Genomic DNA, 24,288 nt, shown 5'->3' with positions numbered 1-24,288 from the left:
CTAACCTCCATGAACGACATAGATACACTCATCAGCAACAATGCACTATGGTCAAAAATGCTGGTGGAGGAAGACCCCGGATTTTTTGGAAAACTCGCGCAAGCGCAGAACCCACGCTTTCTCTGGATTGGATGTTCTGACAGCCGCGTCCCCGCCGAACGTCTGACTGGTCTTGAACCTGGCGAACTGTTTGTTCACCGCAATGTGGCTAACCTGGTTATTCATACCGATCTCAACTGCCTTTCGGTTGTTCAGTATGCCGTCGACGTTCTTGAGGTTGAGCACATCATTATTTGTGGTCACTACGGCTGCGGCGGCGTGCAGGCGGCGGTCGAAAATACAGAGCTGGGGTTAATCGATAACTGGCTGCTGCACATTCGTGATATCTGGTTCAAACATAGCTCACTGCTGGGCGAAATGCCGCAGGAGCGCCGTCTCGACACGCTGTGTGAGCTGAACGTGATGGAGCAGGTGTATAACCTGGGCCATTCGACGATTATGCAGTCTGCCTGGAAACGCGGGCAGAAGGTCTCCATCCACGGCTGGGCGTACGGTATTCACGACGGCCTGCTGCGCAATCTGGAAGTGACCGCCACCAACCGCGAAACGCTGGAACAGCGTTACCGCTCGGGAATTGCCAACCTCAAGCTTAAGCACGTTAACCATAAATAACAAAGCCGGGGGTTTTCACCCTCTCCCTGTGGGAGAGGGCTGGGGTGAGGGCATCAGCCCGAAATTATTCGTCAAGAATCACCACTTTCCCAACATACGGCAGATGGCGATAACGCTGTGCGTAATCAATGCCGTAACCCACCACGAATTCGTCCGGGATGGAGAAACCAACGAACTCCACCGGCACCTGCACTTCACGGCGCTCAGGCTTATCCAGCAGGGTACAAATCGCCAGTGATTTTGGTTCACGCAGGCTCAGGATCTCACGCACTTTAGAGAGCGTGTTGCCGGAGTCGATGATGTCCTCAACAATCAACACATCTTTGCCACGAATATCTTCATCCAGATCTTTCAGGATTTTCACATCACGGGTTGTGGACATGCCGCTGCCGTAACTGGAGGCGGTCATAAAATCGACCTCGTGCGGCACCTGCACTTCACGACACAGGTCTGCCATGAACATGAAAGAGCCACGCAACAAACCGACCAGCACCATTTCGCTGCCGCTGTCCTTGTAATGTTCGGTGATTTGACGACCCAGTTCGGCGATACGCGCTTTGATCTCGGCTTCCGGGATCATCACTTCAACAGTATGTTTCATATTACTAACCAAATGATTTTAGTGAAAATCTCTCAATGCGGATGACTCTCGCTCCGGCATCGATACGCAAGCCAGCCATTATACCAGTAAATGGATAAGCCTGGCGTATGAGTTATAAAAAGCAATATTTGTGATTCCGATCACAGTTGTTAATACCTATAATTAATTGCTAGCAAATAATTAACAAAACTGACGAGTACTTTTCTATGGCTGAAACAAAAACTAAACAGCCGCGTCTACTGGTGACATTAACAGCCGCGTTTGCCGCATTCTGCGCGCTGTATTTGTTAATCGGTGGCGTATGGCTGGTCGCGATTGGCGGCTCCTGGTACTACCCGATTGCGGGTCTGGTTATGGTTGGCGTAACCGTCCTGCTTTTACGCAGAAAACAATCTGCTCTGTGGTTGTACGCAGCGTTACTGCTCGCAACCATGATCTGGGGCGTCTGGGAAGTCGGGTTCGACTTCTGGGCGCTGACGCCGCGCAGCGACATTCTGGTCTTCTTCGGTATCTGGCTGATCCTGCCGTTTGTCTGGCGTCGTCTGATTGTCCCTTCCAGTGGCGCCGTGGCCGGTCTGGTCGTTGCTCTGCTGATTAGTGGCGGCATCCTGACCTGGGCCGGTTTTAACGACCCGCAGGAGATCAATGGCACGCTGAACGCGGAATCCACGCCGGCTGCGGCTATTTCGCAGGTGGCGGACGGTGACTGGCCTGCTTATGGTCGTAACCAGGAAGGTCAACGCTACTCCCCGCTGAAGCAGATCAACGCGGACAACGTGAAAAACCTGAAGGAAGCCTGGGTATTCCGTACCGGCGACCTGAAGATGCCAAACGATCCGGGTGAGCTGACCAACGAAGTGACCCCGATTAAAGTGGGCAACATGCTCTACCTGTGTACGGCGCACCAGCGCCTGTTCGCGCTCGACGCGGCCACCGGTAAAGAGAAATGGCACTTTGATCCACAGCTGAACTCCAACCCGTCGTTCCAGCACATCACCTGCCGCGGCGTCTCTTACCACGAAGCGCGCGCAGATAATGCCAGCCCGGAAGTCATTGCCGACTGTCCTCGCCGCATTATGCTGCCGGTGAACGATGGCCGCCTGTTTGCCATCAACGCTGAGACCGGTAAGCTGTGCGAAACCTTCGCTAACAAAGGCATTCTGAATCTTCAGACCAACATGCCGGACACTACGCCGGGTCTGTATGAGCCGACCTCCCCGCCAATCATCACTGATAAAACCATCGTGATTGCCGGTTCGGTAACGGATAACTTCTCTACCCGCGAAACCTCCGGCGTTATCCGTGGTTTCGACGTGAACACCGGTAAACTGCTGTGGGCCTTCGACCCGGGCGCGAAAGATCCTAACGCGATCCCATCCGATGAACACACCTTTACCTTTAACTCACCGAACTCCTGGGCACCGGCAGCTTATGACGCGAAGCTGGACCTGGTTTACCTGCCGATGGGCGTGACCACGCCGGATATCTGGGGCGGTAACCGCACGCCGGAGCAGGAACGTTACGCCAGCTCCATCGTGGCGCTGAACGCAACGACCGGTAAACTGGCATGGAGCTACCAGACCGTTCACCACGATCTGTGGGATATGGATATGCCGTCCCAGCCGACGCTGGCGGACATTACCGTTAACGGTAAAACCGTTCCGGTGATTTACGCCCCGGCCAAAACCGGCAACATCTTCGTGCTGGATCGCAGCAACGGTAAGCTGGTTGTTCCTGCGCCAGAAAAACCGGTTCCGCAGGGCGCGGCCAAAGGCGACTACGTCACCAAAACGCAGCCGTTCTCTGACCTGAGCTTCCGTCCGAAGAAAGATCTCAGCGGTGCAGACATGTGGGGTGCCACCATGTTTGACCAGCTGGTGTGCCGCGTGATGTTCCATCAACTGCGCTATGAAGGCATCTTCACGCCGCCTTCAGAGCAGGGCACGCTGGTCTTCCCGGGTAACCTGGGGATGTTCGAGTGGGGTGGGATCTCCGTTGACCCTAACCGTCAGGTCGCCATCGCTAACCCAATGGCGCTGCCGTTCGTTTCCCGTCTGATCCCACGCGGTCCGGGTAACCCAATGGAGCAGCCGAAAGATGCGAAAGGCAGCGGTACCGAAGCCGGTATCCAGCCGCAGTATGGCGTTCCTTATGGTGTGACTCTGAATCCGTTCCTTTCTCCGTTCGGTCTGCCGTGTAAACAGCCTGCCTGGGGTTATATCTCCGGTCTGGATCTGAAGACCAATAAGATCGTCTGGAAAAAACGTATTGGTACGCCACAGGACAGCATGCCGTTCCCGATGCCTGTTCCAGTGCCGTTCAATATGGGTATGCCAATGCTGGGTGGCCCAATCTCCACCGCCGGTAACGTGCTGTTTATCGCGGCAACCGCAGATAACTACCTGCGCGCGTACAACATGACCAACGGTGAAAAACTGTGGCAAGGCCGTCTGCCAGCCGGTGGACAGGCAACGCCGATGACCTATGAAGTGAATGGCAAACAGTATGTTGTCATCTCCGCGGGTGGTCACGGTTCGTTTGGCACGAAGATGGGCGACTATATTGTCGCGTATGCACTGCCTGACGACGCTAAGTAACGAAAAAGCCCGGTGGCGCTAACGCTTACCGGGCCTACGATTTCCATATGTAGGCCGGGTAAGGCGAAGCCGCCACCCGGCTTTTTTTATACGGTAAAACCGAGCATCATCCCCGTATCTTCATGCTCCAGCAGATGACAGTGGGCCATATAGGCAAACTCTTTCGGTGCCTCGTGGTCGAACTTCACCAGTACCTCGCTGACGCCGCCTTCCACCCTCACCGTATCTTTCCAGCCCGCGCGATGCGGCTCCGGCGCTTTACCATTTTCAGACAGAATACGGAACTGCGTGCCGTGGATATGGAACGGGTGCAGCATCATGTCCCCTTCGCCTGAAATCATCCAGCGTTCAAACTGCCCTTTCGTGGCGGCGAACATGGGCGTATTCATATCGAACGCTTTGCCGTTGATGCGGTTGGCATTGTGGAAATCGAAACCATGGCCGCCGTGATTCATGCCGCCCATATTGCCGTGGTCCATATTCATATGGCCCATCATCTGGCCGTGATGCATTCCCGCCATGGCCTGATTGCCGTACTTCTTCATCAGCGCCTGCATGCCCATCATGTCGAGCATCGGGTCCATGGAGAGCTGAAGTTTACGCTGCGTAAGCCCATCCAGCGACGGGAGTGCTGGCAGAGTGGTGAGGGTCTCCGGCAGCGTACCGGAGGCGGTGATCTGTAGTGGCTGAATGCGCAGGACCGGATGCGGCTTATCAAACGGCGCAACGGCCATCCCCATCTGGCTGACCGGCAGGGTCACCAGGTCAAACGCTTTGCCATCGCTGATATCCACCAACACCTCGAAGCGCTCGCCCATCAGCATCGGCAGCTCGCTCACCTTCACCGGCTCCGGCAGCAGGCCGCCGTCGCTTGCCACTACGTAAAGCGGGCGTTTATCGCTGGTGGCGAAGTTCAGCGAGCGGGCGTTACAGCCGTTAAGCAGACGTAAGCGCAGCCAGCCTTTTGGCGCGGCATGCTGCGGGTAGATCGCGCCGTTGGTCAGCAGCGTATCGCCAAACCAGCCTACCGCCGCGCTCATTACGTCCAGCTGATAGTCAATTTGCCCGTCAGCGCTGAATTTTTTGTCCTGCACAATCACCGGGACATCGTCGATACCCCACTGTTTCGGCAGGCGCAGCAGGCGGCTTTCATCGTCTTCAATCAGCACCAGCCCGGCCAGCCCCATCGCCACCTGATGGCCCGTTTTGCCATGCTGATGCGGGTGGAACCAGCAGGTCGCCGCGCGTTGTTCCGGGGTAAAGGTTACGCTGCGTTTACCACCAGGCCTGATGACGCCCTGAGGCCCCCCATCCACTTCGCCCGGGACTTCCAGCCCGTGCCAGTGCAGCGTGGTCTCTTCCGCAAGCGTGTTATGAATGTCTACCGTCACCGCCTTCCCTTTGCGTAACTGCAACGCCGGGCCGAGCAGATTGCCGTTATACCCCCACGTCGTGGCGGCGTGCTGACCGAACGTGGTTTTACCGGCCTGCACCACAAGCTGAATGCGGCTGCGGGCATCTGGGGCGAGTAATTCAGGAATGGGTAAAGCCGGTCTGTCGGCGGCAAAAACGGCGCGGCTCCAGAGAGGTATCGCGCTGGCAACCCCCAGCGCGGCAGAAAATTTTAAAAAATCACGACGTTGCATGTGCATTTCCTTATTTTCAGCAGGCGATCTTTTGAGCATAAACCCTCCCCTTACCGGAAGGTCAAGCACGGCGGCAATAATAAAGATCGTCGGCCTGGCATCAAGTATGCTAACGTTAATTTTCCGTGATGCAGTGGTAAAGGCAATGAAGACGTTTTTCAGAACAATTTTGTTCGCCAGCCTGATGGCGATGTGTGCGAACAGTTACGCGCTAAGTGAAAACGAAGCGGAAGATATGGCCGATCTGACGGCAGTTTTTGTTTTTCTGAAAAACGATTGTGGTTACCAGAATTTACCCAATGGGCAAATTCGTCGCGCACTGGTCTTTTTTGCCCAGCAGAATCAATGGGACCTCAGCAACTACGACAGCTTCGACATGAAGGCGCTCGGTGAAGACAGCTACCGTGATTTAAGCGGTATTGGCATTCCCACTGCTAAAAAATGCAAAGCGCTGGCTCGCGATTCACTCAGCCTGCTCGCCTACGTGAAGTAACCTTCCCGACGCCCCTTGTTGACCCGCTAACCGCCTCACGGTGGTGTTGTGTTGCGCCCATCTGCCGGATGTAATGGATGTTAACGAAGGAGGTGCTCCCCATGACCGAAAAAACGGTATGGCAAGAAACGCTGCACGACCATTTTGGTCAGTATTTTGCCGTGGATAACGTGCTCTATCATGAGAAAACCGATCATCAGGATTTGATAATATTCGAAAACGCCGCTTTTGGCCGCGTGATGGCGCTGGACGGCGTGGTGCAAACCACCGAGCGCGACGAGTTTATCTATCACGAAATGATGACCCACGTCCCGCTGCTGGCCCACGGCCACGCGAAGGACGTGCTGATTATCGGCGGCGGCGACGGCGCGATGCTGCGTGAAGTCTCTCGCCATCAGAATGTCGAAACCATCACCATGGTGGAAATTGACGCCGGGGTCGTGTCGTTCTGCCGCCAGTATCTGCCCAACCATAATGCCGGCAGCTATGACGATCCGCGGTTTAATCTGGTTATCGACGATGGTGTCAATTTTGTTAACCAGACCACGCAAACGTTTGATGTCATTATCTCTGACTGTACCGACCCTATCGGTCCGGGCGCGTCGCTGTTTACCTCGTCGTTTTACGAAGGCTGCAAGCGCTGCCTGAAGCCTGGCGGAATTTTTGTGGCGCAAAACGGCGTTTGCTTCCTGCAACAGGATGAAGCGCTTGATAGCCACCGTAAGCTGAGCACCTATTTTGCTGACGTCAGCTTCTATCAGGCGGCCATTCCGACGTACTACGGCGGTATCATGACCTTTGCCTGGGCGACGGATAACGACGTATTACGTCATCTCTCCACCGAAATTATTCAGGCCCGCTTCCATCAGGCAGGTCTACAGTGCCGATACTACAATCCGGCTATTCATACCGCAGCCTTTGCGTTGCCTCAATATCTGCAAGACGCGCTGTCCTCAAAGGAGGTGAACTAATTGAAAAAGCTTAAACTGCATGGCTTTAACAATCTGACCAAAAGCCTGAGTTTTTGTATTTACGATATCTGCTACGCCAAAACAGCAGAAGAGCGCGATGGTTACATCGCCTATATCGATGAACTCTACAACGCCAACCGTCTGACCGAGATCCTGACAGAGACCTGCTCGATTATCGGCGCGAACATCCTCAATATCGCGCGCCAGGATTATGAGCCTCAGGGTGCGAGCGTCACCATTCTGGTGAGTGAAGAGCCGGTTGACCCACAGCTTATCGACAAAACCGAACACCCCGGCCCGCTGCCGGAAGTGGTGGTTGCTCACCTGGATAAAAGCCACATCTGCGTGCACACCTACCCGGAAAGCCACCCGGAAGGCGGGCTGTGTACCTTCCGCGCGGATATTGAAGTGTCCACCTGCGGCGTGATTTCACCGCTGAATGCGTTGAATTATTTAATCCACCAGCTGGAATCGGACATCGTCACCATTGATTATCGCGTACGCGGTTTTACCCGTGATATCAACGGCATGAAGCACTTCATTGATCATGAGATCAACTCCATTCAGAACTTCATGTCCGAGGACATGAAGTCGCTGTACGACATGATGGATGTGAACGTCTATCAGGAGAATATCTTCCACACCAAAATGTTACTTAAGGAATTCGACCTTAAGCACTACATGTTCCACACGAAGCCGGAAGATTTAAGTGAGGAAGAGCGAAAGGTCATTACCGACCTGCTCTGGAAAGAGATGCGCGAAATTTACTACGGCCGTAACATTCCGACCGTGTAAACGTGACCCGGAGCAGGGACGCTTCGGGAAGTTACTTCTGTTTCATAAAGTCGCGGTAGGCATTCACCACACTCAGGAAGTCTTCCACGCCGCACAGCGACAGGCTCTCTTCGTCGTAGTAGCTCATCCCCTCTTCAATTTCATCACCCGAGAACTCAAGCTGGTTGGCGCGCACCATCACCTCTTCGCCATCCATCCACAGGGTGTATTCGTGCCCGGCGCGTTGCCAGGAGCGTTCACTGCCTTTCACCGTTTCCGCCGCCTGCTCAACTTCATCCAGCAGCGCGAGGTTCTCTTTCACCTCTTCGTTAAACCAGTGTCCAACGGCTTCGTGCCCCATCGACATTCGCACTTTCACCACGCCGGTGATGTCGCGCAGAAATTCGTAATCCATAGTGTTTTCCTCTGCAAAGCCATTAAGGTAATTATCGCAGCAGCGAGGAAGAAAAAAAGCGTGGGAGGTGGGAGAAATGAAAATAAAAAGGTGAGAGCAAGACCTGCGGCCTGATGCCCTCACCCCGTCCCTCTCCCACGGGAGAGGGTGCAAACACTAAAAACCGTCTCGTAGAGACGGTTTTGCTGTTTATACCGCCGTCTGGAAGATCACCCCGTCTGCCTTCTCGGTGTACTGAGAGAGCTGGTCGAAGTTCAGGTAGCGATAGGTATCCACCGCCGTCTTATCCACCTGAGCCACAAAGGTCTGGTACTCTTCCGGCGTTGGCAGTTTGCCAATCAGCGCCGCAACCGCCGCCAGTTCCGCAGAGGCCAGGAAGACGTTCGCACCGGTACCTAAACGGTTCGGGAAGTTACGGGTCGAGGTGGAGACCACCGTCGCGCCGTCGGCTACGCGCGCCTGGTTGCCCATACACAGGGAACAGCCAGGAATTTCGATACGCGCACCGCTCTTACCAAACACGCTGTAGTAGCCCTCTTCGGTCAGTTGAGCCGCGTCCATACGGGTTGGCGGCGCCACCCACAGACGGGTTGGCAGCTGGCCTTTGTGGGTATCCAGCAGCTTGCCGGCTGCACGGAAGTGGCCGATGTTGGTCATGCACGAACCGATGAACACTTCGTCGATCTTCTCGCCCTGAACTTCGGACAGCGGACGCGCGTCGTCCGGATCGTTCGGTGCACACAGGATTGGCTCTTTGATATCCGCCAGATCGATGTCGATCACCGCCGCGTACTCTGCGTCAGCATCGGCTTCCAGCAGCTGCGGATCGGCCAGCCATTTTTCCATGCCCTGGATACGACGCTCCAGCGTACGACGGTCGCCGTAGCCTTCTGCAATCATCCACTTCAGCAGCACGATGTTAGAGTTCAGATACTCAATAATCGGCTCTTTGTTCAGCTTGATGGTACAGCCCGCAGCCGAACGCTCAGCGGAGGCATCGGTCAGCTCGAAAGCCTGCTCAACTTTCAGATCCGGCAGACCTTCAATTTCCAGAATGCGGCCAGAGAAGATGTTTTTCTTCCCTTTTTTCTCAACGGTCAGCAGACCCTGTTTGATGGCATACAGCGGGATCGCGTGAACCAGGTCGCGCAGGGTAATACCCGGCTGCATTTTACCTTTGAAGCGCACCAGCACCGATTCCGGCATATCCAGCGGCATCACGCCGGTCGCGGCAGCAAACGCCACCAGACCGGAACCCGCCGGGAAGGAGATACCGATTGGGAAACGGGTATGGGAGTCACCGCCGGTACCGACGGTATCCGGCAGCAGCATGCGGTTCAGCCAGGAGTGGATAACGCCGTCGCCCGGACGCAGAGACACGCCACCGCGGTTCATGATGAAATCTGGCAGCGTGTGGTGCGTGGTCACGTCAACCGGCTTCGGATACGCCGCAGTGTGGCAGAAGGACTGCATCACCAGATCGGAAGAGAAGCCCAGGCACGCCAGGTCTTTCAGCTCATCACGGGTCATCGGACCGGTGGTGTCCTGAGAGCCGACGGAGGTCATCTTCGGCTCGCAGTACGCGCCAGGACGGATACCAGCGACGCCGCAGGCGCGACCGACCATTTTTTGTGCCAGCGAGAAGCCACGGTTGCTTTCCGCCACGTCTTTCGCCTGACGGAACACGTCGCTGTGCGGCAGACCCAGCGCTTCACGCGCTTTGGTGGTCAGGCCACGGCCGATGATCAGCGGAATGCGGCCACCAGCACGTACTTCGTCGATCAGCACGTCGGTTTTCAGCTCAAAGCTTGCCAGCAGCTCATTAGTTTCGTGATTACGCACTTCACCTTTGTACGGGTAAACGTCAATCACGTCGCCCATGTTCAGGTTAGAGACATCCACTTCGATCGGCAGCGCGCCAGCATCTTCCATGGTGTTAAAGAAGATTGGTGCAATTTTGCCGCCGAGGCACAGGCCGCCGCCGCGCTTGTTTGGCACGTGCGGAATGTCGTCGCCCATGAACCACAGGACGGAGTTGGTGGCGGACTTACGGGAAGAGCCGGTACCCACAACGTCACCCACGTAAGCCAGCGGGAAACCTTTTTGTTGCAGGGCTTCGATCTGTTTGATCGGGCCAACGCTGCCCGGCTGGTCCGGCTCAATGCCTTCACGGGCGTTTTTCAGCATCGCCAGGGCGTGCAGAGGGATATCAGGACGAGACCACGCGTCCGGTGCCGGGGAGAGGTCATCGGTGTTGGTTTCACCGGTCACTTTGAAGACGGTAACGGTAATTTTTTCAGCAAGCTGAGGGCGGTTCAGGAACCATTCGGCATCGGCCCAGGACTGCATCACCTGCTTCGCATAGACGTTGCCTGCTTTGGCTTTTTCTTCCACATCGTAGAAGTTATCGAACATCAGCAGCGTTGAAGAGAGCGCTTTAGCGGCAATCGGTGCCAGCTTGTCGTTATCCAGCGCGTCAATCAGCGGATGAATGTTATAGCCACCCTGCATGGTGCCGAGCAGTTCAATCGCTTTTTCAGGAGTAACCAGTGGGGAGGTGGCTTCGCCTTTGGCAACGGCGGCAAGGAATCCGGCTTTTACGTAGGCAGCTTCATCTACGCCAGGCGGTACACGGTTGATCAGCAGATCTAACAGGAATTCTTCTTCGCCCTCAGGCGGGTTCTTCAGCAGCTCGACGAGCGCGGCCATTTGGGTTGCATCTAACGGTTTGGGTACAATTCCCTCGGCGGCACGTTCTGCTACGTGCTTACGGTATTCTTCTAGCACGACGGTTCTCCTCGCTCTCATTGTCATATGCGGCGGGCGTTCTCTTCACGCTCCTGTGAGACAGCAGTTTGTAGGGTAAATGCCCGATACCGCGTCGGGCAGCATAGCAGGATTTCTGCACAGTGTTAATCTGTTTACAAAAAAGCAACATTAAAAAATTTGCTGAATCGTTAAGCATGATGTAGCACCCCGTCACCGGGCCCGGAAGCAGTTCCGTAAGTCTGTCGTCCCCCCGGCAACGCGCTGCTGGTCGCTCGCAAGAGCGGCCTTCTGAATTTCCGTCGCCTGCTCAGCCATCCGATATAATTGTGTAATAAATACTCACACTCTTTATCCGGATGCTTCAGAGTTTTTCCCAACAAAAGTCAAAACTGTAAAACACGGGTGAATGATACTCGCGGCAACAGCAACGCCTCACGGCACTGCACTCGTCTCGTTGGAGTCAATCTATGAAGTTGCCTTTTAAACCACATCTTCTTGTTCTGCTTTGCAGTGCGGGGCTGTTTGCCGCCTCGGGCGTCATGTTCGTTAAAAGCCGCGCAACGGAACCCGCTCCCGCACCTGCGCCGGTAGCCCCGCAGCTCCCCGACCCGGCAGCACAGCCTGCCCCGGTGGCCACCCCTGCCTATACCGCCGCGCAGATCGATCAGTGGACCGCGCCCATTGCGCTCTACCCCGACGCGCTGCTGTCGCAAATTCTGATGGCCTCAACCTATCCGGCGAGCGTGATTCAGGCCGCCCAGTGGTCAAAGGACAACCCTAAAATGCAGGGCGATGCCGCCATTCAGGCGGTCAGCGGGCAGCCATGGGATGCCAGCGTGAAATCGCTGGTCGCCTTTCCGCAGTTAATGTCGCTGATGGGGGAAAACCCGTCGTGGGTACAAAGCCTCGGCGACGCCTTTCTGGCCCAGCCAAAGGATGTGATGGATTCCGTGCAGCGTCTGCGCCTGCTGGCGAAGCAGACAGGCACATTGCAATCCACCCCGCAGCAGACCGTCACCACCGTGAAAAAATCTGCGCCAGCCTCCGCCAGTACAGCCGCGACGTCAACGTCGGCTAGTCCGACGGTGATTAAAATTGAGCCAGCCGATCCACAGGTGGTTTATGTCCCTACCTACAACCCTTCCACCGTTTACGGCACGTGGCCAAATGCCAGCTATCCGCCGGTGTATCTGCCTCCGTCTCCCGGCCAGCAGTTTACCAATAGTTTTGTCAGAGGCTTTGGCTATAGCCTCGGCGTAGCCACCACCTATGCGCTGTTCAGTAACATCGACTGGGACGATGACGACGATCATCATCACGATCATGATGACGATCACCACGGCGGTTATTCGCATAACGGCGATAACATTAATATTAATGTTAATAACTTCAATAAGATCACCGGCGAGCACCGTACCGATAATCACCAGGTCTGGCAGCATAATCCGGCCTACCGCAACGGCGTGCCCTACGCCAATAGCCAGCTTGCCAGCCGCTATCATCAGACTTCAGTGCCGGGCGGGTTGAGCGCTACCCGGCAGCAGCCGGTCAACCGCGATAGCCAGCGGCAGGCCGCGATGGCGCAGGTACAGCAGTCGACGGGCAAAACTCTCACACAGCTACAGCATGGCGACGCGCATTTCCCGCAACATTCAGCGTCCGCGCAGCAACTGAAGCAGCTCTCTCAGCGCAGCAACTATCGCGGCTACGACAGCGCGCGGCCCCACGCACAACAGATGAATAATACTCTTGCGCAAACCAGACGCCCGACGCAGGTTCAGCATCAGCCGCTGCGGGCAAACGCCCTGAGCGGCAACGACAGCCGTTCGGCCAGCTGGCAGGCCCAGCACCAGCGCGGGCTGCAAAGCCGCCAGCACGCGTCGCTGAACAGTGAGCAGCGTGCCAGCTTCCGCCAGCAGCTGTCCGAACACCATACCGAACACCATGAATTCCACCGTCGTTAAGGGAGCCGCTATGAACATGAAACCGATCGGTGGAATGCTGTTGTTGATGGTATCCACCTTCGCCTTCGCCCAGCAATCTTTCTCCACACCTGAGCAGGCGGCCAATGCCCTGACGAAGGCCATCAGCGAGCAGAATGAGAGCGCGATGGCCGACCTGCTGGGGGATAACTGGCGCGACTATCTGCCACCTGAAGGGGTTGATCCGGAGGCGGTGGCTCGATTCCTGCGTGACTGGAAGATAAACCATCGTACCGAAATCAGCGGCGATATTGCCCATCTGTCAGTTGGCGATAACGGCTGGCAACTCCCCATACCGGTAGTGAAGAAAAAAGAGGGCTGGCAATTTGATATGCAGAAAGCGGCTGATGAGATCCTGACCCGCGAAATCGGCCGCAACGAACTCGCGGCTATCGAAGCGCTGCACGCCTACGTCGACGCACAGCGGAGCTACTACGCCATGAACCACCGCTATGCGCAGAAGATTGTCAGCACGCCAGGGCTAAAAGACGGCCTGTACTGGCCCATCTCGCCGGGCGAAGCGCCAAGCCCGCTGGGTCCCGCCTTTAGCCCGCCGGAGCCTGGTATGGGCTATCACGGCTATCGGTTCCGCATTCTGTCGGATAAAAATGGCTTTGCGATGGTTGCCTGGCCCGTAAGCTATGGTCAGACGGGGGTAATGAGCTTTGTCGTTAACCAGGAAGACAAGGTTTATCAGGCAAATCTCGGCAACGATTCGGCGCAGAAAGCGCAGGCGCTCGCTGCATACCACCCGGATAAAACCTGGCAGCCTGTCATCCCCTGAACGCAGTGCATAAAAAAAGCGGCCTGAGGCCGCTTTTTTCATCTGAAGAAACTTATTTCTTCTTCGCTTTCGCGTTTGGCAGGTCGGTGATGCTACCTTCAAACACTTCTGCCGCCAGGCCCACGGACTCGTGCAGAGTCGGGTGAGCGTGGATGGTCAGCGCGATGTCTTCCGCGTCACAGCCCATTTCGATAGCCAGACCGATTTCACCCAGCAGCTCGCCGCCGTTGGTACCGACAATCGCACCACCGATTACACGGTGAGTTTCTTTGTCGAAGATCAGTTTGGTCATACCGTCTGCGCAGTCGGACGCGATAGCACGGCCAGAAGCAGCCCACGGGAAGGTGGCGGTTTCGTAGCTGATGCCTTTCTCTTTCGCTTCTTTCTCAGTCAGACCAACCCATGCAACTTCTGGCTCGGTGTAGGCGATAGATGGGATCACTTTCGGATCGAAGTAGTGCTTCATGCCGGCGATAACTTCAGCGGCAACGTGACCTTCGTGAACACCTTTGTGCGCCAGCATTGGCTGACCGACGATATCGCCGATAGCAAAGATGTGCGGCACGTTGGTACGCAGCTGTTTGTCAACGCGGATGAAGCCACGGTCGTCCACTTCCACGCCAGCTTTGCCCGCGTCGAGGTTTTTACCGTTCGGCACACGGCCGATAGCCACCAGTACGGCGTCGTAACGCTGTGGTTCGGATGGGGCTTTTTTGCCTTCCATGGAAACGTAAATACCGTCTTCTTTCGCTTCAACGGCAGTCACTTTGGTTTCCAGCATCAGGTTGAATTTCTTGCTGATGCGTTTGGTGAAGACTTTAACGATGTCTTTGTCGGCAGCCGGGATAACCTGGTCGAACATTTCAACCACGTCGATCTCTGAACCCAGCGCATGGTACACGGTACCCATTTCCAGACCGATGATACCGCCGCCCATAACCAGCAGACGCTTAGGAACGGTTTTCAGCTCCAGCGCATCGGTGGAATCCCACACGCGTGGATCTTCATGTGGAATGAATGGCAGTTCGATTGGGCGAGAGCCTGCCGCGATGATCGCGTTGTCGAAGTTAATCACGGTTTTACCGTTTTCACCTTCCACTTCCAGGGTGTTCGCACCGGTGAATTTACCCAGACCGTTTACCACTTTCACTTTACGGCCTTTGGCCATACCCGCCAGACCGCCGGTCAGCTGAGTGATAACTTTCTCTTTCCAGGTACGAATTTTGTCGATGTCGGTCTTCGGCTCGCCGAAGACGATACCGTGTTCAGCCAGCGCTTTGGCTTCTTCGATAACTTTCGCTACGTGCAGCAGCGCTTTAGAAGGGATACAGCCGACGTTCAGACAAACACCGCCGAGGGTGCTGTAACGTTCTACGATGACGGTTTCCAGACCTAAATCCGCGGCGCGAAATGCTGCGGAATAACCTGCCGGGCCTGCCCCAAGTACTACGACCTGAGTTTTGATTTCTGTGCTCATCATGACCTCTTAATGTATACCCGTCGTCCACCGGGTCGTTCTATCCGCCCGTATTTTACAAAATTGTTAACAATTTTGAAACAACAAACGGCTCACGAATTATCGCTTTCACCAATAACCTCAAAAACCCCATGAGATTATCAGAAAAAAGCCGGCCGATTGGCCGGCTTTTCGATTACATCACCAGGCGGCGAATGTCGCTCAGCATGTTGTTAATGATGGTGATGAAACGCGCACCATCAGCCCCGTCGATCACGCGGTGGTCGAAGGACAGAGAGATTGGCATCATCAGACGCGGTACGAACTCTTTGCCATTCCACACCGGCTCCATCGCGGACTTGGACACACCGAGGATAGCCACTTCCGGCGCGTTCACAATCGGCGCGAAGTGGGTGGTACCCAGGCCGCCGATGCTGGAGATGGTGAAGCAGCCGCCCTGCATTTCGCCGGCAGTCAGCTTACCATCACGCGCTTTCTTGGAGATGGTGGTCAGTTCACGGGACAGCTCTGTGACGCTCTTCTTGTTCACGTCTTTGAAGACCGGAACAACCAGACCATTTGGCGTATCAACCGCAACACCGATGTTGATGTATTTCTTCAGCGTCAGCTTCTGGCCGTCTTCGGACAGGGAGCTGTTGAAGCGTGGCATCTGTTCCAGCGCCGCCGCAACCGCTTTCATGATGAAGACCACTGGGGTGAACTTCACGTCCAGCTTACGCTTCTCAGCTTCGGCGTTCTGCTGTTTACGGAACGCTTCCAGATCGGTGATATCGGTCTTATCGAAGTGGGTAACGTGCGGGATCATCACCCAGTTACGGCTCAGGTTAGCACCGGAGATTTTCTGGATACGGCCCAGTTCCACTTCTTCGATTTCGCCGAACTTGCTGAAGTCCACTTTCGGCCATGGCAGCATACCCGGGATACCGCCGCCAGCGGCTGCCGCAGGTGCAGCTTCGGCGCGTTTCACCGCGTCTTTCACGTAAGCCTGAACGTCTTCGCGCAGGATACGTCCTTTACGGCCGGTGCCCTTCACTTTCGCCAGGTTCACGCCGAATTCGCGCGCCAGGCGACGGATCAGCGGAGTTGCGTGGACGTAAGCGTCGTTTTCAGCGAACTCAGATTTTTCTGCTTTAGCAGCAGGGGCAGCAGCCGGTTTAGCAGCCTGAGCCGGTGCAGCAGCCGGTGCCGGAGCAGCAGCAGGAGCGGCGGCAGGTGCAGCGCCTTCCACTTCGAAGACCATGATCAGAGAGCCGGTAGAGACTTTGTCGCCGGTGCTGATTTTGATCTCTTTAACGGTACCCGCGAACGGCGCAGGCACTTCCATGGAAGCTTTGTCGCCTTCAACGGTGATCAGTGACTGTTCAGCGGCAACTTTGTCGCCCACTTTCACCATCACTTCGGTCACTTCAACTTCGTCACCGCCGATGTCTGGTACGTTAACGTCTTTCACGCCGCCAGCAGCCGCTGGTGCAGCAGCCGGAGCCGGAGCAGCTTCCGCTTTCGCTGGAGCCGCAGCGCCTTCAGAGCCCGCCACTTCGAAAATCATGATCAGGGAACCCGTAGACACTTTGTCACCGGTGTTGATCTTGATCTCTTTAACGGTACCGGCGAATGGCGCTGGTACTTCCATAGAGGCTTTATCGCCTTCTACGGTGATCAGTGACTGCTCAGCCGCAACGGTATCGCCCACTTTCACCAGGATTTCAGTGACTTCAACTTCGTCACCGCCGATGTCAGGCACGTTCACTTCTTTCGCTGCCGCGGCCGCCGCTGGAGCAGCAGCAGGAGCGGCTTCTTTCTTCTCTTCCTGCGCAGGTGCAGCAGCTGCTGCACCGTCGGCGGAATCGAAAATCATGATCAGTTTGCCAGTCTCGGTTTTATCGCCAACAGAGACTTTGATCTCTTTAACGATGCCAGCCTGAGGAGACGGGACTTCCATAGAAGCTTTGTCGCCTTCTACGGTGATCAGCGACTGTTCAGCTTCAACTTTGTCGCCCACTTTGACCAGGATCTCGGTGATTTCAACTTCATCAGCCCCGATGTCCGGTACATTGATTTCGATAGCCATTATTCTTTTACCTCTTACGCCAGACGCGGGTTAACTTTATCTGCATCGATGTTGAATTTAGTAATTGCGTCTGCAACCACTTTCTTATCGATTTCGCCACGTTTAGCCAGTTCGCCCAGTGCTGCTACAACCACGTAGGAAGCATCAACTTCGAAGTGGTGACGCAGGTTTTCGCGGCTGTCAGAACGACCGAAGCCGTCAGTACCCAGTACGCGATAATCATCAGCTGGAACGTAAGTACGAACCTGCTCAGCGAACAGTTTCATATAGTCAGTAGACGCCACCGCTGGCGCGTCGTTCATCACCTGAGCGATGTACGGAACGCGTGGGGTTTCCATTGGGTGCAGCATGTTCCAGCGCTCACAATCCTGGCCATCACGCGCCAGTTCAGTGAAGGAGGTAACAGAGTACACATCGGAACCCACACCGTAGTCTTTCGCCAGGATCTGCGCTGCTTCACGAACGTGACGCAGGATAGAACCGGAGCCCAGCAGCTGAACTTTACCTTTGCTACCTTCGATGGTTTCGAGTTTGTAGATACCTTTACGGATACCTTCCTCGGCACCTGCTGGCATTGCCGGCATGTGGTAGTTTTCGTTCAGGGTGGTGATGTAGTAGTAAATATTCTCTTGCGCTTCACCGTACATGCGCTGCAAGCCGTCATGCATGATGACTGCCACTTCGTACGCGTAAGACGGATCGTAAGAGATACAGTTAGGGATAGTCAGAGACTGAATGTGGCTATGACCATCTTCGTGCTGTAGACCTTCACCGTTCAGGGTCGTACGACCGGAAGTACCACCGATCAGGAAGCCGCGAGCCTGCTGGTCGCCTGCCTGCCAGCACAGGTCACCGATACGCTGGAACCCGAACATGGAGTAGTAAATGTAGAACGGGATCATCGGCAGGTTGTTGGTGCTGTAAGAGGTCGCAGCGGCCAGCCAGGATGCGCCTGCACCCAGTTCGTTGATACCTTCCTGAAGGATCTGGCCTTTCTCGTCTTCTTTGTAGTATGCAACCTGCTCACGGTCCTGCGGGGTGTACTGCTGGCCGTTCGGGCTGTAGATACCGATCTGACGGAACAGACCTTCCATACCGAAAGTACGCGCTTCGTCGGCGATGATTGGAACCAGACGATCTTTGATCGACTTGTTCTTCAGCATCACGTTCAGGGCACGAACGAAAGCGATAGTGGTAGAGATCTCTTTGTTCTGCTCTTCCAGCAGCTGAGAGAAATCTTCCAGCGCTGGCAGTTCCAGCTTCTCGGTGAAGTTAGGCTGACGAGCAGGCAGGTAGCCTTTCAGCGCCTGACGACGTTCGTGCAGGTACTTGTGTTCTTCAGACCCTTCCGGGAAGGTGATGTAAGACAGTTTTTCTACCTGCTCATCGGTCACTGGAACGTTGAAACGGTCGCGGATATAACGCACGCCGTCCATGTTCATTTTCTTAACCTGGTGAGCGATGTTCTTACCTTCTGCGGTATCACCCATGCCGTAACCTTTGATGGTGTGGGCCAGGATCACAGTCGCTTTACCTTTGGTTTCACGCGCTTTTTTCAGTGCAGCGTAAACTTTCTTCGGATCGTGACCACCGCGGTTCAGCGCCCAGATCTGCTCGTCAGTCCAGTCTGCAACCAGGGCTGCGGTTTCAGGATATTTGCCGAAGAAGTGCTCACGAACGTAGGCACCGTCTTTGGATTTGAAGGTCTGGTAGTCGCCGTCAACGGTTTCGTTCATCAGCTGGATCAGTTTACCGCTGGTGTCTTTACGCAGCAGTTCATCCCAACGACCGCCCCACATCACTTTGATCACGTTCCAGCCAGCACCTGCGAAGATGCCTTCCAGTTCGTTGATGATCTTGCCGTTACCGGTTACCGGACCATCCAGACGTTGCAGGTTACAGTTGATGATGAAGCACAGGTTGTCCAGCTTCTCACGGGTCGCGATGGTGATCGCGCCTTTAGATTCTGGCTCATCCATTTCACCGTCGCCCAGGAAGGCGTAAACGGTCTGCTCAGAGGTGTCTTTCAGACCACGGTGTTCCAGGTACTTCAGGAATTTAGCCTGATAGATCGCACCGATTGGACCCAGACCCATAGATACGGTCGGGAACTGCCAGAACTCAGGCATCAGTTTAGGGTGCGGGTAAGAAGACAGACCCTTACCGTGAACTTCCTGACGGAAGTTGTTCATCTGCTCTTCAGTCAGACGACCTTCCAGGAAGGCACGTGCATAGATGCCCGGAGAGATGTGGCCCTGGAAGTACACCAGATCGCCGCCGTCTTTCTCGTTAGCTGCACGGAAGAAGTGGTTGAAGCACACTTCGTAAATGGTCGCAGAAGACTGGAAGGACGCCATGTGGCCACCCAGTTCCAGGTCTTTCTTAGATGCGCGCAGAACGGTCATGATGGCGTTCCAGCGGATAGCAGAACGGATACGGCGTTCCAGATCCAGATTGCCCGGGTATTCCGGTTCGTCTTCGACGGCAATCGTGTTTACGTAGTTGCTAGCCCCTGCACCTGAAGCCACTTTCACGCCGCCTTTGCGTGCTTCAGAAAGCAGCTGATCAATCAGATACTGAGCGCGCTCAACACCTTCTTCACGGATGACCGATTCGATCGCCTGTAGCCAGTCGCGAGTTTCGATCGGATCCACGTCATTTTGGAGACGTTCTGACATGGGGGTATTCCTTATCTATCTAATACGTTGATTTGTCTGGAACCTGTCCCATTGTATTTTCGCCAGAAAACACAATAAGACAGGTTCTGCGTTTAGTTGCCGCGCTCTAAAAGTACCTGGCGCTTAATCCTTTCGTTGCTGTATGCGGCGTAATGAACGTTCGCGACGCGATTGTTCACGGCTGCGGTCCAGCAAGATTTCCTCAATGAAAGCCAGATGGCGGTGCGACGCTTCGCGCGCCTGCTCCGGTTCCCCGGCCATTATCGCCTCGAATACTCGGGTGCGATGGTTGCTTACCAGCGGGAGCATCTCCCGACGGGCATACAACAATTCAAAATTCTGACGAACGTTCTGGGCCAGCATCGGCTCCATGCAGCGTAGCAGATGGAGGAGCACCACGTTGTGCGCCGCTTCGGTGACGGCAATTTGATACTGGACGACGGCGCTGGACTCGGCGTCTAAATCGCCGGACTGCTGTGCCCGTTCAATGGCCTGATGCAGCTCGCGAATACGTATGCGGTCTTCATCAGTGCTGCGAAGGGCGGCGTAATAGGCCGCGATACCTTCCAGCGCGTGACGGGTCTCAAGCAGATCAAACTGGGATTCTGGGTGGTCAGAGAGAAGTTCTACCAGCGGGTCGCTGAAGCTCTGCCACAGGCTGTTTTGCACAAAGGTTCCGCCACCCTGGCGACGGAGCAACAGGCCCTTTGCTTCGAGACGTTGAATCGCCTCACGCAGAGAGGGACGTGAAACGTCGAACTGTTTTGCCAGCTCGCGTTCTGGCGGGAGCTTCTCGCCCGGGCGCAGTGTCCCTTCGAGAATTAAAAACTCCAGCTGCTGCTCAATCACATCGGAAAGTTTTGGTTGGCGAATTTTGCTGTAGGCCATATTCCCTGTCTTACGCCTTTTTGCCCGGAGTCAATTGGTCTTACCAATTTCATGTTCGTATCGCTAAAGTAACAAAGTATTCACCTTCTGTCCATATTGGTTTTGATTGAAATCAGTAAACCCGGCACATTTTAACAACCTTACAGAACTAACGTTTCAGGAATGTAACTTTGCACAAATGAAATGGTTACTACCAAAGAGGCAGTTTTAACCATAATGAAACGAGGGTTTTTGCAATCTGAAGCGATTCAACAAGGCAAAAAATGAAAATTTGCCCTCTTATGATGAATTTCTATTCTATAGGTTGGGGTATGAGGGGTTAACGTACCGATTTACAATTGGTTTCTTTTTATTCAAGTCGTCATCGCCCCTTCATAAAGCAGGTGCATTCGCTGGCGCTTACCACTATTCTGGCGCTAACGGAAGCCATCTCCGCTTTTTTCGGTATCGTTAACCGTAAAGAAATAAATACAGAATATGGACTTTCATAATTACATACGCACAGCGTGAACATAACAACCACACACGAGGTTTCAAATGGAAGCTCAACAGCATGGCGATCAGCTAAAGCGCGGCCTTAAAAACCGCCATATACAGCTCATCGCCCTGGGCGGTGCTATTGGTACTGGCCTGTTTCTGGGCAGTGCATCGGTTATCCAGTCGGCCGGTCCGGGCATTATTTTGGGGTACGCGATAGCGGGTTTCATTGCATTTCTGATTATGCGTCAGTTAGGGGAAATGGTTGTTGAGGAGCCGGTCGCAGGCTCATTCAGCCACTTCGCCTATAAATACTGGGGCAGCTTCGCAGGTTTCGCCTCGGGCTGGAACTACTGGGTTCTGTACGTTCTGGTTGCCATGGCCGAGCTGACCGCCGTCGGGAAATACATTCAGTTCTGGTACCCGGAGATCCCTACCTGGGCGTCTGCGGCGGCCTTCTTCGTCCTGATTAACGCCATTAACCTCACCAACGTAAAAGTGTTCGGTGAGATGGAGTTCTGGTTTGCCATCATCAAAGTGATTGCCGTTGTAGCGATGATCATCTTCGGCGGCTGGCTGCTGTTCAGCGGCAACGGCGGCCCGCAGGCCACCGTGCGCAACCTTTGGGAGCAAGGCGGGTTCTTGCCTCACGGCATGACCGGCCTGGTGATGATGATGGCGATCATTATGTTCTCCTTCGGCGGTCTGGAGCTGGTGGGCATCACCGCCGCGGAAGCCGACAACCCGGAACAGAGCATCCCGAAAGCCACAAATCAGGTTATCTACCGCATCCTGATCTTCTATGTGGGCTCCCTGGCGGTGCTGCTCTCGCTGCTGCCATGGACGCGCGTCACGGCGGATACCAGCCCGTTTGTGCTCATCTTCCACGAGCTGGGCGATACCTTCGTGGCGAACGCGCTCAACGTCGTGGTGCTGACCGCTGCGCTCTCCGTTTATAACAGCTGCGTTTACTGCAACAGCCGTATGCTGTTCGGCCTGGCGCAACAGGGCAACGCACCGAAAGCGCTGCTCACCGTTGATAAGCGTGGCGTACCGGTTAATACCATCATCGTGTCGGCGGTCGTGACGGCGCTGTGCGTGCTGATTAACTACCTGGCCCCGGAATCAGCCTTCGGTCTGCTGATGGCGCTGGTGGTTTCCGCCCTGGTGATTAACTGGGCAATGATTAGCCTCGCGCACATCAAGTTCCGCCGCGCCAAGCAGCAGCAGGGCGTAACCACGCGCTTCCCTGCCCTGCTCTATCCGCTGGGGAACTGGGTTTGCCTGCTGTTCATGGCAGCTGTACTGGTCATCATGCTCATCACCCCAGGCATGGCGATTTCCGTCTACCTGATCCCGGTCTGGATTGCGATCCTCGGCGTGGGTTATATGGTGAAACAGAAAAATGCCAAAACGGTGAAAGCGCACTAAATGTTTTCTCGCTGTACTCGCGGTTGCGGGTACAGCGTCTTGTTACCTTCCTCACAAATTCGCGCCAACAGCAAAATCCTCCATATCACCGCCTTTATATTGCAACGCATATATTCGTTTGCCAGCGAATAATTCTCTCCATACCGAAACCCGGAGAGCTGTCGATGAATAACAACAAACTGTCAGTAAAAGAAAAGATCGGCTATGGCATGGGTGACGCCGGATGCAACATTATCTTTGGCGCCATCATGTTATTTGTTAACTATTTTTATACGGATATTTTTGGTCTGGCTCCTGCACTGGTTGGCGTTTTACTCCTGTCCGTGCGCGTCATTGATGCCGTAACGGACCCGATCATGGGCGCGATTGCTGACCGTACCCGCAGCAAATATGGCCGGTTTCGTCCATGGCTGCTGTGGATTGCCTTCCCCTATGCGCTGTTCAGCATTCTGATGTTCACCACGCCAGAGTGGAGCTATAACAGCAAAGTTATCTATGCCTTTGTCACCTACTTCCTGCTGTCGCTGACCTATACCGCCATCAATATTCCGTACTGCTCGCTCGGCGGCGTGATCACCAACGACCCGAAAGAGCGCGTTGCCTGCCAGTCCTACCGTTTTGTTATGGTTGGTATCGCCACGCTGCTGCTGTCGCTAACGCTCCTGCCAATGGCCGACTGGTTCGGTGGGGATAACAAAGCCAAAGGCTACCAGATGGCGATGACCGTGCTGGCGCTGATTGGTACCTGCATGTTCCTGTTCTGCTTCGCCACGGTGCGCGAGCGTGTGCGTCCGGCGGTGCAAACCCATGACGAACTGAAAAACGACCTGAAAGACGTGTGGAAGAACGACCAGTGGGTGCGGATCCTGCTGTTAACCCTGTGCAACGTCTGCCCTGGCTTTATCCGCATGGCGGCCACCATGTATTACGTCACCTGGGTCATGGGGCAAAGCACCCATTTCGCCACGCTGTTTATCAGCCTGGGCGTTGTCGGCATGATGTTCGGCAGTATGCTGGCGAAAGTGCTGACCGACCGCTGGTGCAAGCTGAAGGTCTTCTTCTGGACCAACATCGTGCTGGCGATTTTCTCCTGCGCCTTCTACTTCTTCGACCCGAAAGCGACGACAACCATTGTTGTGCTTTACGTCCTGCTGAACATCCTGCACCAGATCCCATCCCCGCTGCACTGGTCCCTGATGGCCGACGTGGACGACTACGGTGAATGGAAAACCGGGAAACGTATCACCGGGATCAGCTTCTCCGGCAACATCTTCTTCCTGAAACTGGGTCTGGCGATTGCCGGGGCAATGGTCGGTTTCCTGCTCTCCTGGTACGGCTACGATGCGGGCGCAAAAGCGCAGAGCGCGGATGCCATCAACGGGATCGTGCTGCTCTTTACCGTCATTCCTGGCATTGGATACTTAATTACCGCGGGCGTAGTACGTCTGCTGAAAGTGGACCGTGAGACCATGAAGCAGATCCAGTCCGATCTGGAAAAGCGTCGCACCAACTATCGCGAGCTGAACGATTATCAGGAACTCAAAGCCGCTGAGACTAAATAAGGA

The 24,288-nt window shown here is 55.0% G+C and carries 17 protein-coding genes; 9 read left to right on the top strand and 8 right to left on the bottom strand.

All coding sequences use genetic code 11. From position 1 onward, the window contains the following. The first annotated feature begins 9 nt into the window (after nucleotides 1-9). On the top strand, nucleotides 10-672 hold the full coding sequence (can, locus tag SK47_RS03530) for a carbonate dehydratase (RefSeq protein ID WP_003856301.1): 663 nt from the start codon (nucleotides 10-12) through the stop codon (nucleotides 670-672). A 64-nt stretch (nucleotides 673-736) separates the two neighbouring features. On the opposite strand, the gene hpt is transcribed toward can, so the two are convergent. Further along, complete coding sequence (hpt, locus tag SK47_RS03525; RefSeq protein ID WP_003856303.1) at nucleotides 737-1,273, bottom strand: hypoxanthine phosphoribosyltransferase; 537 nt, start codon at nucleotides 1,271-1,273, stop codon at nucleotides 737-739. 206 nt (nucleotides 1,274-1,479) lie between these two features. Here hpt and SK47_RS03520 point away from each other — a divergent pair, with 206 nt between their 5' ends. Further along, nucleotides 1,480-3,870, top strand: coding sequence for a glucose/quinate/shikimate family membrane-bound PQQ-dependent dehydrogenase (locus SK47_RS03520; RefSeq protein ID WP_003856304.1), 2,391 nt, complete (start codon nucleotides 1,480-1,482; stop codon nucleotides 3,868-3,870). An 86-nt stretch (nucleotides 3,871-3,956) separates the two neighbouring features. Here SK47_RS03520 and cueO read toward each other — a convergent pair whose 3' ends face one another. Next, on the bottom strand, nucleotides 3,957-5,516 hold the full coding sequence (gene cueO, locus SK47_RS03515; protein WP_048243508.1) for a multicopper oxidase CueO: 1,560 nt from the start codon (nucleotides 5,514-5,516) through the stop codon (nucleotides 3,957-3,959). 145 nt (nucleotides 5,517-5,661) lie between these two features. Between cueO and SK47_RS03510 the strand changes: the two genes are divergently transcribed. The 3 genes from SK47_RS03510 (at nucleotide 5,662) to speD (ending at nucleotide 7,775) form a co-directional block, all read left to right on the top strand. Continuing rightward, entirely contained in the window at nucleotides 5,662-6,009 is a 348-nt protein-coding gene (locus SK47_RS03510) for a YacC family pilotin-like protein (RefSeq protein WP_003856306.1), read from the top strand. Between the two features lie 101 nt (nucleotides 6,010-6,110). Beyond that, entirely contained in the window at nucleotides 6,111-6,980 is an 870-nt protein-coding gene (speE, locus tag SK47_RS03505) for a polyamine aminopropyltransferase (protein ID WP_045330972.1), read from the top strand. After that, complete coding sequence (speD, locus tag SK47_RS03500) at nucleotides 6,981-7,775, top strand: adenosylmethionine decarboxylase (protein ID WP_003856308.1); 795 nt, start codon at nucleotides 6,981-6,983, stop codon at nucleotides 7,773-7,775. Nucleotides 7,776-7,806: 31 nt separating this feature from the next. Here speD and yacL read toward each other — a convergent pair whose 3' ends face one another. Both yacL and acnB read right to left on the bottom strand, forming a co-directional pair. Then, entirely contained in the window at nucleotides 7,807-8,169 is a 363-nt protein-coding gene (yacL, locus tag SK47_RS03495) for a protein YacL (protein ID WP_032608514.1), read from the bottom strand. Between the two features lie 189 nt (nucleotides 8,170-8,358). Further along, nucleotides 8,359-10,956, bottom strand: a complete 2,598-nt coding sequence (gene acnB / locus SK47_RS03490; protein WP_023315407.1) for a bifunctional aconitate hydratase 2/2-methylisocitrate dehydratase — start codon at nucleotides 10,954-10,956, stop codon at nucleotides 8,359-8,361. Between the two features lie 449 nt (nucleotides 10,957-11,405). On the opposite strand from acnB, the gene SK47_RS03485 reads away from it, so the two are divergent. Together SK47_RS03485 and SK47_RS03480 are read left to right on the top strand one after the other, a co-directional pair. Beyond that, nucleotides 11,406-12,902 (top strand): DUF3300 domain-containing protein, encoded by a 1,497-nt coding sequence (locus SK47_RS03485; RefSeq protein WP_045346599.1) that lies wholly within the window; start codon nucleotides 11,406-11,408, stop codon nucleotides 12,900-12,902. A gap of 10 nt (nucleotides 12,903-12,912) precedes the next feature. Further along, nucleotides 12,913-13,704 (top strand): DUF2950 family protein, encoded by a 792-nt coding sequence (locus tag SK47_RS03480; RefSeq protein WP_022650403.1) that lies wholly within the window; start codon nucleotides 12,913-12,915, stop codon nucleotides 13,702-13,704. Nucleotides 13,705-13,756: 52 nt separating this feature from the next. Here SK47_RS03480 and lpdA read toward each other — a convergent pair whose 3' ends face one another. The 4 genes from lpdA to pdhR form a co-directional block, all read right to left on the bottom strand. Next, a complete protein-coding gene (gene lpdA / locus SK47_RS03475) occupies nucleotides 13,757-15,181 on the bottom strand; it encodes a dihydrolipoyl dehydrogenase (RefSeq protein ID WP_003856313.1) in 1,425 nt (474 codons plus the stop codon). Between the two features lie 175 nt (nucleotides 15,182-15,356). After that, the gene (gene aceF / locus SK47_RS03470) at nucleotides 15,357-17,249 is read right to left on the bottom strand and encodes a pyruvate dehydrogenase complex dihydrolipoyllysine-residue acetyltransferase (RefSeq protein WP_003856314.1); all 1,893 of its coding nucleotides are present in this window, start codon (nucleotides 17,247-17,249) and stop codon (nucleotides 15,357-15,359) included. 14 nt (nucleotides 17,250-17,263) lie between these two features. Next, a complete protein-coding gene (gene aceE, locus SK47_RS03465) occupies nucleotides 17,264-19,927 on the bottom strand; it encodes a pyruvate dehydrogenase (acetyl-transferring), homodimeric type (RefSeq protein WP_003856315.1) in 2,664 nt (887 codons plus the stop codon). Nucleotides 19,928-20,050: 123 nt separating this feature from the next. Further along, nucleotides 20,051-20,815: a pyruvate dehydrogenase complex transcriptional repressor PdhR gene (pdhR, locus tag SK47_RS03460; RefSeq protein WP_023315403.1), complete on the bottom strand. Its 765-nt coding sequence runs from the start codon at nucleotides 20,813-20,815 to the stop codon at nucleotides 20,051-20,053. A gap of 537 nt (nucleotides 20,816-21,352) precedes the next feature. On the opposite strand from pdhR, the gene aroP reads away from it, so the two are divergent. Further along, nucleotides 21,353-22,723, top strand: coding sequence for an aromatic amino acid transporter AroP (aroP, locus tag SK47_RS03450; RefSeq protein ID WP_003856317.1), 1,371 nt, complete (start codon nucleotides 21,353-21,355; stop codon nucleotides 22,721-22,723). A 164-nt stretch (nucleotides 22,724-22,887) separates the two neighbouring features. After that, nucleotides 22,888-24,285 carry a glycoside-pentoside-hexuronide (GPH):cation symporter gene (locus SK47_RS03445; RefSeq protein ID WP_047051305.1) on the top strand — a complete coding sequence of 466 codons (1,398 nt, stop codon included), beginning with the start codon at nucleotides 22,888-22,890 and terminating at the stop codon, nucleotides 24,283-24,285. The last annotated feature ends 3 nt before the right edge of the window (nucleotides 24,286-24,288 follow it).

This window comes from Enterobacter sp. BWH52 (genome assembly GCF_001037565.1).
GTDB classification, from domain to species: Bacteria; Pseudomonadota; Gammaproteobacteria; order Enterobacterales; family Enterobacteriaceae; genus Enterobacter; species Enterobacter hormaechei_C.
The sequence above is the reverse complement of the archived record's forward strand: the minus strand, read 5'-3'. Positions and strand labels throughout refer to the sequence as shown.